Here is a 14,047-nt window from a genome sequence, read left to right on the forward strand (position 1 = left end):
AAATATTGGTAAATCATTGGTAAAACGTACCCGCCTAATGAAACCATGTCTTCACCTGCTCTCTCCAAAGTGCGAAAATAGTACCATGGAAAAAATGTATTTTTGAGAGCAGTCTAAAAAATACAGAGACGCAGCAAGGAGGACTCCATGGAGAAGCAAGCATTGGCAGTACGGGAACAGCAATGGTATCAGACGATCACTACAGCGAAACAAAGTGGGCAGAGAATGGCGTACCGCTTTCCAGCTTCTACAGCTGGCAGCGAAAAATGAGAAGTGCATTGTTGCAGCAGGAATCCGTCCAGTTCGAGGAACTTTCGCCCAGCTCGCCGAAAACAGCGGCGGTTCCTCCCACCCAGATCACACTGCATATTCGGGATGTTACAGTTGAACTGCCAGCAGATCTACCCTCCGACCAGATCAGTGAGATCATCCGGGGAATCCGCAATGCTGGGTGACATCCGGAAGGTGGAGCACATCTACATCGCCTGCGGATATACAGACCTGCGGCGAGGGATAGACGGTCTGGTACAGATCGTACAGAATCAGTTTTCGCTGGATCCCTGTTCCAACAGCCTGTTTCTATTTTGCGGCAGAAGGCGGGATCGGATCAAAGCCCTGCTTTGGGAGGGCGACGGATTTATCCTGTTATACAAGCGTGTAGAGACAGGCTGCTTTCAGTGGCCACGGACAAAAGCGGAGATGCGGAGCCTGAACTGGACGGTCTGGTGCTGCTGGCGGCCTACTCTACCGCCGACCTGACCGACAGCGGCCTGCGGGTCTATGCCGCCTACGGCAGCGAGGACGGCGTACTGAACCGCGAAAAGTACGAAGCCGACCGCACGAACCTCCCACAGGACACTACCGAAACGGTCATTGACGGCGGCTGTCATGCCGGATTTGGCAGCTACGGTGCCCAGAAGGGCGACGGCGCGCCTGTTATCTCCGCCGAAGAACAACAGCGGCAGACGGCGGACGCGCTGGCGGCATGGATGAATCTTCAATAGAAAGCAAAATATCCCGGCCATTTTCCTGCAGATCACAGGAGAATGGCCGGGACTATTTTATTATTCCGCGAACCAGCACTCAATACAAATGGAACTTATGGCTGATCTGGTGTGCAATTTCGTCCGGCAGCGGGCGGAAGCCGATGCAGGTCAAAGTCATGCCCTCGCCGTTTTCATCAAATTCTTCCGGTTCCAGCTCGGTGTGGCAGGCATCCCGGATAAGGAAGAAGTCTTTGTTTTCCACAAGGCCCAATTCCTCGGCAATTGTCTTTGCTTTCAGCAGTTGATTGCGGTTCTTTGCCCCGCAGATAGTTTTGGTAAAAGAGCCATCGAACCATTCTTCATAGGTTGCTTTCTCCAACATGATTTCTGCCCGATAGCCGGTAATTTCTCCGTTTTTCTCGATGGGTTCCACGCCCTGTCCCATGCCGATGGGGTCGGTGAGGAATGCCAGCGAAGCGTGGCAGCACTGCGCCGCCAGCTTACCGGGAGACATCTGCAGATCTTTTCGTGCAATGATGAGTTGACGCATTTTTTCTCCTTCTTACGACAGCTTGATCTTCAAATCTGCCAGCAGATTCACCGCTTCCGGCAGGGAAAACTTTGCATCCTTCAGGCGGCTGCCCAGAATGTCCACCTTATAGCCTGTAGCATCCCGGAAATCCGCCTTGCGCAGATCACACTGGTAGAACTCCGTTTCGTGAAGTTCTACACCCTTGAAATTCGCCAGCTGCATCTCGCATTTGGCAAACATGGAGCCGACAATTTCGTTGCCGTCCGAAAAGTCGAAGCGGTTAAAGTTCATTTCGGTGAAGGTGTTATATTTCAGACTGCACTCTTTCAGCGTGTGAATGGGGTCTGGGAAGGCACCATTGGACATCAGCGGTGCCCACTCGATTTCATTCAGGCGGCAGTCCTCAAAATCCAGCGATTGCACCGAGGAATGGGTGCTGCGCAGACCTGTGATCTCACACCGCACGAATTTGCACTCGTTCAGCGTGGTATGATCCAGCCCGCATTTTGTAAAGGAGCAGTCCACAAATACGCAGTCCGCAAAATCGCAGCTTTCAAAGACTTCCCCGGCAAACGACAGGCCAGTAAATCGTTCGCCCTCACAATAACGCTCCGTCATAAAATTCTCCTGTCAGCGCAGTTCTTCCGGCAATGCCGTGCAGCTTGTATCGTATCATTTCAAATTTGGAACGTGCGCGTTCCAAATTTACGCTTGCTTCAAGAACTCCCGCAGCACATCCTCTGGGCGGGGTGTATGGTTCGGGTACTTTTCCCGCAGCGGTGCGGCGGCACCATCCATAATGTAGGGCACACCCACAATGTCCAGCATGGAAACATCGTTGTAGTTGTCGCCAAAGGCCATGACATCCGCAGGGTCAATGCCCAGTGTCCTGCAGATGCTGCTCACACCGATGCCCTTGTTGGCAAAGGTGGTGTCGATCCAGTACGGCCCTGCCACAGCGCAGTTCGCCTCTTTCCATCGTGGGACAAACCGTTCCGTGTAAGATTCTACGCCTTCGTACAGATACACCGATACTTTTGTGATCTCCTCCGGCACCTCGGAAGGGTCATGGATGATTTGATAATTGTTTCCGATGAACTGAATACGCTTGAGCATTCCCAGACCCCGCTCCATCAGGTATGCAGTATTCTGGCCGGAAAGCATCACTTCGCCCTGCCCGTCGCTGCGGGTCCACAGGTCGTTGGCGATTTCTTCGGCCAGCACGCGCGGCATCGGATTCTTGGCAATGCACTGCTCGTCCTTATAGATCACGCCGCCGTTCTCACAAAGAAACACACAGCAGTCTGCCACCGGTGCAAAGAGCTTGCGCAGGCTGGTATACTGCCGACCGGATGCCGGGCAAAACAGAATGCCGCGCCGATGCAGCTCCCGTATCTGCTCAAAGATCTCGTCTTCCAGTTTCTTTTTGCCGTATTGCAGCAGCGTACCGTCAATGTCGCTGCAAATCAGTCTGATTGACATTTTCCGTCCTCATTTTTCAAGATAATTTTAGGCAATTCCCCGGCATCCAGAACACGGACGCCTTCGTCCATCAGCATCTTGGAAAAAACGCTCTGTCCGGGAATCTTTGTCCCGGAAAACGTTCCGTCGTAGATTTCCTTCACGCCGCAGCTGGGACTGCGGGATTGCAGGATGGCAAGCTCCACCCCATTTTCTTTTGCAATGGCAAGGGCTTTCGTTGCACCTGCCCGGAACTCCCGGTCCACATTGATGCCCTCTTTGTTCGTGACAACGCCCTGCACGATTTCCGCCGGGCACCGCGGTGTGGGCAGGCCGCCCAGCACCTCCGGGCAGACCGGAACCACCTGATGCCCCCGCGCAAAATCACAGACCGCCTGATTGTAATTGTTTCCGCCGCTGTATTTGCAGTTTTCGCCCAGCAGGCAGGCGCTGACCAGAATCTTCATTGTTGCGCGCTCCGTTTTTCAGATACTGAATCTTTTACCTATTCTACCACGCTTTTGGGCATTGAAAAAGAGGATTTTGCTTTTCCTATCCCCATACCGGGAGGTCCACCGTAATCTTTTCTAATTCCTGTGCAAGAAACGTCAGTCTTTCCCTCAGATGGTTGTTATGCGGTGCATCTCCGTTCAGCAGATAGTCCGTTCTGACATTCAGGCAGGACGAAAGATCCTGCAGCAACTCAATCGAGCAGCAGCGGCTTCCCGTTTTAACTTTTGCAAGATGGTTCGCACTAACGTTCAGCATTATACTCAACTGTTCCTGTGTAATCCCCTTCTTTTTCCGCAAATCGCGGATACATCCGCCGAATTCTTTTGCATCAAATCGCATTGTTCAATCCTTTCCTTTGCGCCGAAAACACAAACAGGCCGAGACTCCTTTTCCGAGTCCCGGCCTGTTTTCAGCTTGAAAATGCACAATGACCGCGACTCGATGGAGCTGCTCTTGTGAGCAGCTCATGGAGTATTATCAGCCTTTAATGCATTTCAGGCAATTTTCCCTCTTGCGCAACTGAAACCTGCGCCATGGCGATATTATAGCAAGTACTTTCATTGCTGTAAAGCGCTAAAATATACTGTTTTTGCGGCAAAACCGCTCATTTTTCTGCGATTTGCTCCGGTGGCTGCAATTTTTTCTTGAGGTCATCCAGCATCTTGCAAACCAATGTACTGTTTTCAGAACAACCTTTCAGCAGGAAATCACTGCTGACCCCCATTGCGTCCGACAGGCGTCCCAAGTGATCTACTCCCAGATTGCGCTGTCCTTTTTCCAATGCGCGAAGCTGCTGCACTGAAATTTCAGCTTCTGCTGCAAGCCGTTCCTGCGTCCAGCCTTTTTCGAGGCGGCTTCCACGGATTCTGTTGCCGACTTGCACTTTGTCATAACTCATATTCGGTCGTCCTTTCTGCTGCTACGCAGCGGTTTGGGCGGAGGAACTGGGTTTTGTTTGCAATCCTCCCTGCGATAAAGATGCTTTCTCCTTTTCCGCATACCAGGATAATGCATGCGGATTCAAATTCGACTTTATTTCACAAAAGCGAATTTGCTCATAAATTACCACAGAGTATTTTTTCCGTCAAGTCCTTTTTTGCGGCGGAACGTGACAAATTCACACAACAAACTCACAAGAATGAATATCTGCACTCGAATTACACATATTTCACTATAAACTCGTTTCAAAAACATCAATATGTCTTAGTTTGCAGCGCAAATACATCAAATTTTCTACGTTTTTCACAGGTCTTATTTTCACGATTCCACGCAAAAAATCAAACGCCAATGGTATTTAACAAACACATATAGTGTGTCTGCTCATTTTATCCATCCCATTTATACACAGTTCCGAACCAAAAGAACCGCATAAAGTTCTCATCAAAAAACAGGGAGTGACATCAAATCACTCCCCGTTTGCATTGATTGTATCAGAGTTTCGTCATCCAGAGCCCATGCAGATTGCAGTATGCGTAAACGGCCACCGGCTTTTCACTTCCCAGTTCAAACACCGCGTTGGGAGCCTGCCCCGGATTCAGATAGCGGATCTGCCCGCCGTTCTCAGTCTCCACAAAAATCCACTGAATATGGTGAACATCCGCCATGGGGTGCTCCACCGCGCCCACTGTGACCGTGAGACGACTGCCGGAAAGCTCTGCCACCGGCAGATGCTTCTCGCCACTGGCTTCTACCGTATTGGGGACCAGCTCTTTCATCTTCTCCCCGCAGCAGACCAGCGGAACGCCTGCGTTATGGATGGTAGTGACGAGGTTGCCACAGTGATTGCAAATGTAAAACTTTGCCTTCATATCGAAATCCTCCATTGGAATGTTATCAGTGTGTTTCTTGTATCTATATGATAACATTTCCTATTTATGATTTCTGTAACTGAATCACGCAAAGCGTTTTTCTGCCGTCTTCACCCTTCCCTCTGCTCCACGATTTCCAGACTATCCCGCCCTACATGGCAGAGCAAAAACAGCACCTGCACACCAGCGGCTTTGGCTTCGGCCAGTGCCGTACCAAACTCCGGCTGTGTGCTGACATTCGGCCGCACCTCGGTGATGCCTTCCATCTGAATCACAAAGGCCACAGCGCACTGATATCCTGTCCGCTGTGCCTGCGCCAGTTCGTGCAGGTGCTTCACGCCGCGCTCGGTAGGTGCATCCGGGAAGTAGCCGATACCGTCCACTTCCAGTGTGCAGCCCTTGACTTCCATCAGATACTTTTGCTCGCCCTTTTCCATGTAAAAGTCGATGCGGGACTTGCCATAGGTGAATTCCGGCTTGATATAGTCGTAACCCTGTTTTGCAAGCCACTCCCCTACCACCTTATTGGGTGCCTGACTGTCCATATTGACCCAGCCGAGGCCCTGCTTGTGTACCGCCACAAGGTCGTATTTTGTTTTGCGTTTCGGGTTATCCGACACTTCCAGCCGAACCGCCGTGCCGGGCAGCAATAGTTCTTTGCACCGCCCGGTGTTCTTGACATGGACGGTTTCCACTGCTCCATTCACTTCCACATGGGCAATAAAGCGGTTGGGACGGTCAACAAAAATGCCGTCTGCGATTTCTCTGTATTTCAATCTTTACTCCATTTTCAGTACAGGATTCGGGAGCCATGCCCATCCTGTTTACCAAGATACAGTTCCACGACCATCCTGCCGCTTTCACTGTTGCAGAGTTCTTCCTTGCAGTAGCCGCAGAGTTTTCCTTCCGCTTCCGATACGTAGCGGTGCAGCGATTCCTGCAGGCCTTTCGGGATGCTGCTCCATGGAATGACATAGCTCATGCCCGTATCCCCCACATCCACGATGCAGGCCCGTTCACTGTCCTCATCGGACAAAATCAGGTTCACCAGAAACACATCCGCAAACGGTGCCCCCTGATACTCTGCCTTTTGCCGTCTGCGCTCCGTCCGAAGCTCGTCCAGTGCCCGATTCAGGACGTTCTCCGGCAATGCCGCCTTGTAGAGCAGAAGGTGCAATTTCTGCTCCACTGCCTCGCTGTCATTCTGACCGTTGGCCGGAAGTTCCACATCTGCATGAATCGTGCAAATCTGTTTTTGCATTGCAGCACGCAGGTTTTCCAGTTTCTGCTGCCGCTCCGCTTCCAATTGCTGTGCAGACTTTTGATGCACTTCTTTGGCTTCTGACTGTTGCGCAGTATGCTCCTGCTTGGGCTCTGGCTTAGGCTTTGACCGTTCGCCGTGCTTTTTTGCGTCAGCCCCCGAAACGTTTTGCCCTAGTACAGTCGGCACCGACACATTTTGGACGCTGCTTTGTGCTGCCGATGCTTTCTGTGCCGCAGAAGGACGCTCCGTTCTCTTTGGTTTTACCGACCGCGTTGCACCTGTGCTCGTGCTTTTTGTCTCCGGCCTTGGTGTTTTCACCGCAGGAACAGCATTTTTAACACTTTTCGGTCGAACCCGTGTCTGCGTCTGCCAGAAATCGCTGCCTGTGCGCTGATAATAGGACTTTTCCGCTCGTTTCCGGCTGCTGCGCACACCATCACAGATCCACGAAAAAATCAGGTAGCGCTCCAGTGTGTTCCAAAAGCTGCTGCGCCGATGGCAGGGTTTATGCCGTCCACGGGACGCATACACAATCACTGACAAGCATCCGAAGAACAGAAAACCTGCCGCAAACCCGATCCCTGTAAACAGTTTTTTGAAAAAGCCCATCTCTCACACCTCTTCCGGTTACAGCCTTGCCTGATACACCCGCTCCGTCCGGGCATCGAAGCAGCAGAAAATCACCTGCATAGCGTAATCCGCGTGATCTTCCAGCCACTGTGCCACTGTTTTGACTGCAATCTCCGTGGCATCTTCCAGCGGGTATCCATACACGCCGGTCGAAATTGCCGGGAACGCAATGCTATGGGCATCATGCTCTTTGGCAAGGTTCAGCGAATTGCGGTAGCAGTCCGCCAGCTGCGCGGCATCCTCTGCTGTGCCGGAATAAATCGGGCCTACCGTATGAATGATATACTTTGCTCTCAACCGGTAGCCCTTGGTGATTTTTGCTTCGCCGGTGCGGCAGCCGTGCAGCGTGCGGCACTCCGCCAACAGTTCCGGCCCTGCTGCCCGGTGGATGGCACCATCCACACCGCCGCCACCCAGCAGACTGCGATTGGCCGCATTCACGATGCCGTCACAGTCCAGTTTAGTAATATCACCCTGCACCACTTGAATCTGATTTTTTACTTTTTCAGAAATCATTGTAAACACCTCACTTTTTGAGCAGCTCCAGCGCCTTGTCCATGGGCACACAGTCGGCATAGCGGTCCGGCCAGAGGAATTCATTGTAATAGTGGTAGCTCTGCTCCCCTGTCATGTACTCGTTGTCCTGCGTGGAATTTGCATAGGCAGGAACGATCATGTGCAGGCCATGCTCAAAGCCCGCCTCCACCGTTGCATTGATGCAAAAGACCGTCATGATGCCGCAGACCATCACATCTTTTTCGCCCTTTTCCGTCAGATATTCCAGCAGACCACTTTCTTTTTTGAACGCACTGCATACGGTTTTGACGAACCGTTTTTCAGTCAGCAGTGGCGCAAACCCGGAATAGACCTCAAATTCATCGTCTCCGATGGAAAAGCCTGTACCGGGCCCATCGTCATGCTGGACATAGACGACCTCGATTCCCTGTTCGCGGGCAGTCCGGATCAGTTTCCTGATGTTGCTGACAAACTTTTCAAACGCATACAGGCGTTCATCCACGATACCTTTCTGTGTATCCACAACCAGTAAAACCATGTGTAAGCCCTCCTGTTTTTCTTTGGTTTCATGCTATCATAGACCGCCGTTTTCTACAAGCAGATTCGAAAAATTTACTTCTTCCAAAGCCTGTCTGATGGGTTTGTTATGGCTCCCCATCGCCGCAGCAGTCCACAGGCGGTTTTGAAAGATAAATCTCCTTCATTTTCATTTTCTGCTTAACGGCAGCAATAAAAAAGACCCCCGCAGCGTATGATTTGACGCCGCGGGGTTTCTCAATTGTTCGGTTTGTATTGCAGCACCTTCTGGGAGAACGTCCGATCGAAGAACTGGATGAAGGGCCCAAGGCAGAACGCACAGATCAAGGTGCCAAGGCCCACAAGGCCACCCAGCAGCCAGCACAGCAGGGCGCTGAGCGCATCGGTGAAGATGCGGCACCCGAAGTACGGGCAGGGTGTGTAGTCCCGCAGACCGAGGGAAAGGTAATCGTAGGGCGCGATGCCGAGGTCGGCGGTCTGGTAGAGCGAAGCGCCCAGCGCCGTGACCAGCACCGCCGCGATGACCCACGCCAACTGCACCGCCAGCGACGGCGCGTCGCCGAAGTGGGCGTGAATGGGGTCATAGAACGCCGTGACGATGTACCCGATGCAGATGCCGTTGACGAAGGTGCCAAGGCCGATGTACTTGCGCCCGAACCAGAATTCCAGCAGGAAAAACAGGATGTTCGTGCACAGGTTCTGGGTGCCCAGCGAGATGCCGAGCAGCTCCGCCAGCCGCATGTTCAGGGCGCTGATGGAGTCGTTGCCGAGGTGGGACTGCTTGAAAAGCGCAATGCCAAGGGCGATGATGACGATGCCCGCCACCATGCCCACCACCCGCCGGGTAGTCGGTTTGCGCAATGCGGTGCCGTTCATAGGGATTCTCCTTTAGCGTTTCTTTTCCCCTATTATACGCCTACTTTGGGCGGGAGACAAACTATTTATGGAAAGATACAACGATATACGGGGGATCCGCCTTACCCCTTTAATCTCACCTCAATCCGTTCTTTCTCCAGCCCCTCCCCGATCACGCTGAGCACTTCCTGCCCCTTGGGGATAGCGTTTGCCGTCAGGCCGTCGGCGGTGGCGTCCGTTGCAGCCGTGATAGTTTTGCCCACGCCGGTTGCATGGTACAGCAGCGCAATGGTCTTGCCGTCCTCTCGCATCTTCTGCAGGTTCTCGGTGGCTTCCTGCTGGTAATCCCGAAGTTCGATGGTCTGTCCCATCTGCACCGGCAGGTCTGCTTCAAATGCCTTGAACATGGGGCTGGTGCCCAGAAACGTAATCAGCTCATCCTTGACCTTTTCCGGTTGCTTTTCCAGCTGGCTGTAGATCCAGCGGTAGACTTTCCAGTTGTCATAGATCAGGCTGTTCTGCTTCAGGAGGTCATCGGCATACTTGTTCTCAGACACCTTGCTTGGGTTATGGTAGGTTTCGCCGTCAATCTCGATTGCAATTTTGGATTCAGTGGATTCCAGAGCAAAATCAATATAACGATGCCGACCATAAATATCCACACAAGGGTATTGAACCTGCAGATTTTCCGTCTTTTCCGGGCCAAACGCCTCACAGAACAACTGAACAAACAGTTCTTCCGCACGGCTGTTAACACTGGTTGCTTTGGATGGTTCCATGAGGGCCCTCCTTTTTACATTTTAAGCTTAATCATACCTAAATCAATAAACGGCCATCCAATTTTTCTGTCCTTTTTTGAGAACATTCTCTACAAATCGCTTCGTCATCATCGCGATCATGTTGATAATATAGGGCTTTATATCTGCCATTACCTGTAACATAGAAACCTTCTTTCTTATATCGCTCATCTATATTTTCCTGTCATTGGTCAGTCATTGACTTGCTCCCACTGGACCCAAAAGCATTTTGCTGGAACTGTCATATTCTTTTCCTGTAAGTTCAGACCGAACAATATCATCGTTCAACATTTTAATAAATGCCGCTGCTTCTTTTTGTGAAGAAATCACAATATGATCTTCTTCAAACTTGAACATAGTTTTGTAGCGAGAATGCTTTTTCAGATTCTCTAACAAATCGTTCTTTTTCATCTGCAAAACAGGCGAATTCTTTGCCTTTAATAACTTCTTTGCATTTGTCAACTTACTTTTATTTTCAAACGCAACAAACTTTTCAAGGCTATCTACAATATCCAGATTGCGAATAATCTCAATCGTCTTCTGTGCCCCCGCTCGAATGTATTGCTCAAATCCAAAGAATCTCTGCATAAGATCCATTTTCGCCGTAACAGCACTTGAAGAAAAGATTATTATATCTGCTCGTGAATCTATCTGCACAATATCGCTATCGACTTCATCGTATGTATCTCCAATAAATAGGGCTATCACATTTTTACTTCGATCAATTCTTGATACAGAGTATATATGTTGATAAACCCAAAAGTACTGGTCATTCAAATTGATTTTAAAAAGAAATCCAGACAGTTTATTTCTATCACTTTCCGAGTAGTACTCTGTACGCTTTTCAGCATCATCAAGGAAAGCAAAGGGGCTATAACTCTCTGTCAGACTAATCTCATAAAATTCTTTCTTATTGTCTGCAATATTTTCTGATGTGTCAAATTCTGCATCATCTGCAAGATAGGTACAATTGATAAAGCCCGCCACCTTATCTTTCGTACTAGAAAGCAACTTATCTGTTGCCCTGATTTTTTTAGTTTGATATCCACTTTCATCGCGCAGGCAGGCATATATTTCAATCCCGCAGACTAAACCAGAAAACATTATCGACTTAATCGATGCCTGAATTTCTTCCTTGGTCATTTGTTCATCTCCTTCATGTAGAGGACTGTATCATTAATCACTTTATATTCTACTGTGCTCGGATTTTTTAGAAATCCACCTTTTACTACAGCCAAGCAAACTTCATTATTAAAGTCAGGGTTACTTTTAAAGGTAACCTCATAGACTCGGTATCCTAAAATTGCCAACACAGGATTCGCATAGTACAAATGTGTTTTGCTTAGCAGCGCACACATCATAACCACAATAATAAGGAATGTTACCGCTCCCTGAATCGTTCCTACATCATCAATCAAAAGTGGGATAATCATTGTCATAAAGAAATTCAAACTTGCGTCCTCTTTTTCTACGAAGGAAGAAAGTTGATACCCTTGTTTCTTATCAGTCCATCTAAATGCCGTAAAAGAAATAAAAGATATGACTGCTGCTAAAATCCATGTAGCACATAACAAAAACACAACAATCAGCACATTGTTAAGGCAGACAAATTCTCCCCAATATGACTGATTTTCAGCAAGTTCACTGACGGGGGTGAATTTGAAATTGCGTACAATAGTCAAAAAAGCCAATGGACTCAATGATTGCAGCATTAGCTTATGTTTCAAGCTTAAATTCATTGGCACACCTCCATAAAACTTACAGTTCAACAAATATCCTTTTGAATACCAGTGAAGTAAATATATCCTCTACTTGTTTAGCCAATTCTTTCGAATGAATTCTTGCCCCCAGCTCGATATTTCCTTCCTGTCCATGATATGAAAGATTTGCAGATGTAATTAGCGTGTCCGTTTGGTCAACAGAAATCGCCTTTGCATGAAGAGCAGACATTTTGTCTTCCTGTTTTGGATAGTTATAAATTCGCAGGAATTTTCCCTTATAGCAGCATAAACGGTCAAAGGTCTTCTGACTCTCAATGTCATTCACAAAAAAATTCACTAGAACACCTTCTTGACTCTTTTGAATCACACAATCGACTAACTCGGCGAAATAATCCGAGAGGGAGTACCCGGTAATTAGAATGCTCTTCCTAGCCCCCATAAGCATTTCTCTTACAGTAATTTTTGTCGGTTTTGTCTTCAACGCAAAAGAGGGTGGAGCTGTAACAACTAACTCAGCACTATCATTACTACCTTGAGCAGTCGCTGAAACCATGGCCAGAATCTCATAAGCTTCCTTTTCAGAAAGAGACGGATATCTCTTCCGGATGGCTCTGATAGACTCATTTCCACCAGATATAGCATCTATTAGAATTTTGTTTAACAAAATATCTAAGCTTATACTTCCAGTTGACATAGTTCTTCCACCAAAGTTTTAAAGTAAGACTGATTTTCTCTTCCGTCAATAGGCACAATTAGTCCGCGATCCAACATGCGATTTCCATTCTCGCAAGCTGTTTCTGAGATCATACAGCAGGAATGGCACGCTGCGCCATTTGAATTATTACCAGCCGGCACATTGTTAAGGCATTCCGGATCATTTGTGCAAACCAATGCTTCCTGGAAAGCGTCTTTCATCAAAACTATAAGCTGATCAATATTTCCTAATTCTACAAGTCCGCCAAGTGAGCCTTCTTTATCGGCACTTCCGGTATAGAGCAACACACCGGACATATCATCTCCAAAATAAATACGCTCACGAATAGCGGATGAAGAGTACCCTGAGGACATTGACATCTGCTTAATCAACAAATGCGCGAATGTATGCATCAGGACATACCTTGCATCTCGTAATGTGGTAACAGTCCATTCTTTGGATTTACAGAATTCCTTATAACACTGCGCATATTTCTGAGAAAGTGCTCCCAGTTCTGGATCTTTCAACCACGCATCAATGGTATCCCTATTAAACTCAATAAAGACACCTTCACCGTGCACTTCTGCAGCAGGAAGCCATTTTTCAGTCTTACCCTTATTTAGATAAACGATATTTGTCTGCTCGTCGGCATCTGGATCTGGAGCATCTACACGGGTGAAGCCAAGCAACACTCGTACTTCTCTTAATCGTGTAATGCGAATGACTCTCTTAAAATACGGGAGCAGATAATTCGGAAGCGGATCCTCCTCAGCCTTAAAATGCTTTTTGTTGGTGGCGTACACAGGATCCGCGTGATGCGTAATGGCGTTGTATTCCATCTGCTTAATCTCTGTGAACTCTTTGATGTTCTGTCTTCTGCGCAATAAAGCTGCATCAAATTCTTCTCTTGTAAATGCAGAGAAATATTTTTGATACACTTTGTCTAATCCCATCTCCCCAAAATCTTCTTCATAGCTGTCAATTAAGCGCAAATGTTCATCAATCAAGTTATAAAGCGGATTGATCCAAGGTGGAATGGATATGGCACTTCTCATTACTGGAAAATATACATTCGACGCGCCACGCTGAGAAGGAATCATTTCCTTATCGCATTTTTCATTTTTATGATTTGGCCGGAACGGATGATGTCCGGAACATTTCATACCTTCAAAATTCTCATGCTGCGTTGCGCCGCTCATACTCCGTCGTGCCCCACAGGAACATTCAACCCACATATCTGCAAGCGTTGATGTATTGCCAGTTGAATACATCCTCATCGTACCTTTGCAGGTTGTATTGCCACCGTGAACCCACCAGCTCCAAGGGAAATCATCCATATGGCCGTTCTCACAAATAGTAATAAAACGAGAAGGATAAGCCTGTCTATGACATTCCGGACAAGTTACACCAAACTTCAGATATCGATCTAGGTCAAAATTCTCTCTTAAATCAAATATTCTCCCACATTTCACATTGGAGCAAACATGCATATAAGGGAATGAGACCACCGGAATATCTCCGCTATAAGAAGTCCGTGGCATATAAAAGCAGTCAACGCCCAGATATGAGGCCAATCTGCCATCTATAATTTTCTTTCCCTTTTCCTTCCAATAGTTCAAGTCCAGAACCGTGACAGAATCTTTCACGGCATCCACAATAGAACCTGGACCAAATGTAGTTATCAACTGATTAGGACGAATCTCACCTAATTTATTATTGTCAAACATAGGCTT

19 protein-coding genes are annotated in these 14,047 nt (G+C 48.3%); 2 read left to right on the forward strand and 17 right to left on the reverse strand.

Annotated elements, in window-relative coordinates:
• Window positions 1–147: 147 nt before the first annotated feature.
• The gene (locus tag DXB44_RS14975) at window positions 148–270 is read left to right on the forward strand and encodes a hypothetical protein (RefSeq protein ID WP_279220758.1); all 123 of its coding nucleotides are present in this window, start codon (window positions 148–150) and stop codon (window positions 268–270) included.
• Between the two features lie 407 nt (window positions 271–677).
• Window positions 678–1,004, forward strand: coding sequence for an alpha/beta hydrolase (locus DXB44_RS01655; RefSeq protein ID WP_243111001.1), 327 nt, complete (start codon window positions 678–680; stop codon window positions 1,002–1,004).
• A 79-nt stretch (window positions 1,005–1,083) separates the two neighbouring features.
• Here the strand turns inward: DXB44_RS01655 and DXB44_RS01660 are convergent, their stop codons facing one another.
• From DXB44_RS01660 to drmB, 17 genes are all read right to left on the reverse strand, one after another.
• Window positions 1,084–1,536 (reverse strand): aminoacyl-tRNA hydrolase, encoded by a 453-nt coding sequence (locus DXB44_RS01660; RefSeq protein ID WP_118657494.1) that lies wholly within the window; start codon window positions 1,534–1,536, stop codon window positions 1,084–1,086.
• Window positions 1,537–1,548: 12 nt separating this feature from the next.
• Complete coding sequence (locus DXB44_RS01665) at window positions 1,549–2,136, reverse strand: pentapeptide repeat-containing protein (protein WP_118657495.1); 588 nt, start codon at window positions 2,134–2,136, stop codon at window positions 1,549–1,551.
• An 87-nt stretch (window positions 2,137–2,223) separates the two neighbouring features.
• Window positions 2,224–3,000: an HAD family hydrolase gene (locus DXB44_RS01670; protein WP_118657496.1), complete on the reverse strand. Its 777-nt coding sequence runs from the start codon at window positions 2,998–3,000 to the stop codon at window positions 2,224–2,226.
• Window positions 2,985–3,446: a DUF523 domain-containing protein gene (locus tag DXB44_RS01675; RefSeq protein ID WP_118657497.1), complete on the reverse strand. Its 462-nt coding sequence runs from the start codon at window positions 3,444–3,446 to the stop codon at window positions 2,985–2,987. Before DXB44_RS01675 ends, DXB44_RS01670 begins: the two co-directional genes overlap by 16 nt.
• Before the next feature lie 85 nt (window positions 3,447–3,531).
• Window positions 3,532–3,831, reverse strand: a complete 300-nt coding sequence (locus DXB44_RS01680; protein ID WP_118657498.1) for a helix-turn-helix transcriptional regulator — start codon at window positions 3,829–3,831, stop codon at window positions 3,532–3,534.
• Between the two features lie 265 nt (window positions 3,832–4,096).
• Window positions 4,097–4,390: a helix-turn-helix transcriptional regulator gene (locus tag DXB44_RS01685; RefSeq protein WP_055185762.1), complete on the reverse strand. Its 294-nt coding sequence runs from the start codon at window positions 4,388–4,390 to the stop codon at window positions 4,097–4,099.
• Between the two features lie 532 nt (window positions 4,391–4,922).
• Window positions 4,923–5,300, reverse strand: a complete 378-nt coding sequence (locus DXB44_RS01690; RefSeq protein ID WP_118657499.1) for a desulfoferrodoxin family protein — start codon at window positions 5,298–5,300, stop codon at window positions 4,923–4,925.
• Between the two features lie 110 nt (window positions 5,301–5,410).
• A complete protein-coding gene (sfsA, locus tag DXB44_RS01695) occupies window positions 5,411–6,076 on the reverse strand; it encodes a DNA/RNA nuclease SfsA (RefSeq protein WP_118657500.1) in 666 nt (221 codons plus the stop codon).
• Between the two features lie 14 nt (window positions 6,077–6,090).
• A complete protein-coding gene (locus tag DXB44_RS01700) occupies window positions 6,091–7,173 on the reverse strand; it encodes a hypothetical protein (protein WP_118657501.1) in 1,083 nt (360 codons plus the stop codon).
• A gap of 18 nt (window positions 7,174–7,191) precedes the next feature.
• Window positions 7,192–7,710: an O-acetyl-ADP-ribose deacetylase gene (locus DXB44_RS01705; RefSeq protein ID WP_118657502.1), complete on the reverse strand. Its 519-nt coding sequence runs from the start codon at window positions 7,708–7,710 to the stop codon at window positions 7,192–7,194.
• Window positions 7,711–7,720: 10 nt separating this feature from the next.
• Entirely contained in the window at window positions 7,721–8,248 is a 528-nt protein-coding gene (locus DXB44_RS01710) for an isochorismatase family protein (protein WP_118657503.1), read from the reverse strand.
• Between the two features lie 236 nt (window positions 8,249–8,484).
• On the reverse strand, window positions 8,485–9,123 hold the full coding sequence (locus tag DXB44_RS01715) for a DUF6198 family protein (RefSeq protein ID WP_118657504.1): 639 nt from the start codon (window positions 9,121–9,123) through the stop codon (window positions 8,485–8,487).
• A 101-nt stretch (window positions 9,124–9,224) separates the two neighbouring features.
• Window positions 9,225–9,881, reverse strand: coding sequence for a DEAD/DEAH box helicase family protein (locus DXB44_RS14595; RefSeq protein WP_199680545.1), 657 nt, complete (start codon window positions 9,879–9,881; stop codon window positions 9,225–9,227).
• A 213-nt stretch (window positions 9,882–10,094) separates the two neighbouring features.
• On the reverse strand, window positions 10,095–11,042 hold the full coding sequence (locus DXB44_RS01725) for a DUF4868 domain-containing protein (protein WP_118657505.1): 948 nt from the start codon (window positions 11,040–11,042) through the stop codon (window positions 10,095–10,097).
• Window positions 11,039–11,638 (reverse strand): hypothetical protein, encoded by a 600-nt coding sequence (locus tag DXB44_RS01730; RefSeq protein ID WP_118657506.1) that lies wholly within the window; start codon window positions 11,636–11,638, stop codon window positions 11,039–11,041. Before DXB44_RS01730 ends, DXB44_RS01725 begins: the two co-directional genes overlap by 4 nt.
• A gap of 19 nt (window positions 11,639–11,657) precedes the next feature.
• The gene (locus tag DXB44_RS14705) at window positions 11,658–12,314 is read right to left on the reverse strand and encodes a phospholipase D-like domain-containing protein (RefSeq protein WP_207665885.1); all 657 of its coding nucleotides are present in this window, start codon (window positions 12,312–12,314) and stop codon (window positions 11,658–11,660) included.
• Entirely contained in the window at window positions 12,296–14,041 is a 1,746-nt protein-coding gene (drmB, locus tag DXB44_RS01740; RefSeq protein WP_118657508.1) for a DrmB family protein, read from the reverse strand. The genes DXB44_RS14705 and drmB overlap by 19 nt, the downstream gene beginning before the upstream one ends.
• Between the last annotated feature and the right edge of the window lie 6 nt (window positions 14,042–14,047).

It is taken from the genome of Faecalibacterium sp. OM04-11BH (assembly GCF_003482185.1).
GTDB classification, from domain to species: Bacteria; Bacillota; Clostridia; order Oscillospirales; family Ruminococcaceae; genus Faecalibacterium; species Faecalibacterium tardum.

What these genes read in the sequence shown, in the direction of transcription:
- DXB44_RS14975 (WP_279220758.1), top strand. Translation starts at nt 148, where the DNA reads ATGGAGAAGCAAGCATTGGCAGTACGGGAACAGCAATGGTATCAGACG.
- DXB44_RS01660 (WP_118657494.1), bottom strand. Translation starts at nt 1,536, where the DNA reads ATGCGTCAACTCATCATTGCACGAAAAGATCTGCAGATGTCTCCCGGT.
- DXB44_RS01665 (WP_118657495.1), bottom strand. Translation starts at nt 2,136, where the DNA reads ATGACGGAGCGTTATTGTGAGGGCGAACGATTTACTGGCCTGTCGTTT.
- DXB44_RS01670 (WP_118657496.1), bottom strand. Translation starts at nt 3,000, where the DNA reads ATGTCAATCAGACTGATTTGCAGCGACATTGACGGTACGCTGCTGCAA.
- DXB44_RS01675 (WP_118657497.1), bottom strand. Translation starts at nt 3,446, where the DNA reads ATGAAGATTCTGGTCAGCGCCTGCCTGCTGGGCGAAAACTGCAAATAC.
- DXB44_RS01680 (WP_118657498.1), bottom strand. Translation starts at nt 3,831, where the DNA reads ATGCGATTTGATGCAAAAGAATTCGGCGGATGTATCCGCGATTTGCGG.
- DXB44_RS01685 (WP_055185762.1), bottom strand. Translation starts at nt 4,390, where the DNA reads ATGAGTTATGACAAAGTGCAAGTCGGCAACAGAATCCGTGGAAGCCGC.
- DXB44_RS01690 (WP_118657499.1), bottom strand. Translation starts at nt 5,300, where the DNA reads ATGAAGGCAAAGTTTTACATTTGCAATCACTGTGGCAACCTCGTCACT.
- DXB44_RS01700 (WP_118657501.1), bottom strand. Translation starts at nt 7,173, where the DNA reads ATGGGCTTTTTCAAAAAACTGTTTACAGGGATCGGGTTTGCGGCAGGT.
- DXB44_RS01705 (WP_118657502.1), bottom strand. Translation starts at nt 7,710, where the DNA reads ATGATTTCTGAAAAAGTAAAAAATCAGATTCAAGTGGTGCAGGGTGAT.
- DXB44_RS01710 (WP_118657503.1), bottom strand. Translation starts at nt 8,248, where the DNA reads ATGGTTTTACTGGTTGTGGATACACAGAAAGGTATCGTGGATGAACGC.
- DXB44_RS01715 (WP_118657504.1), bottom strand. Translation starts at nt 9,123, where the DNA reads ATGAACGGCACCGCATTGCGCAAACCGACTACCCGGCGGGTGGTGGGC.
- DXB44_RS14595 (WP_199680545.1), bottom strand. Translation starts at nt 9,881, where the DNA reads ATGGAACCATCCAAAGCAACCAGTGTTAACAGCCGTGCGGAAGAACTG.
- DXB44_RS01725 (WP_118657505.1), bottom strand. Translation starts at nt 11,042, where the DNA reads ATGACCAAGGAAGAAATTCAGGCATCGATTAAGTCGATAATGTTTTCT.
- DXB44_RS01730 (WP_118657506.1), bottom strand. Translation starts at nt 11,638, where the DNA reads ATGAATTTAAGCTTGAAACATAAGCTAATGCTGCAATCATTGAGTCCA.
- DXB44_RS14705 (WP_207665885.1), bottom strand. Translation starts at nt 12,314, where the DNA reads ATGTCAACTGGAAGTATAAGCTTAGATATTTTGTTAAACAAAATTCTA.
- drmB (WP_118657508.1), bottom strand. Translation starts at nt 14,041, where the DNA reads ATGTTTGACAATAATAAATTAGGTGAGATTCGTCCTAATCAGTTGATA.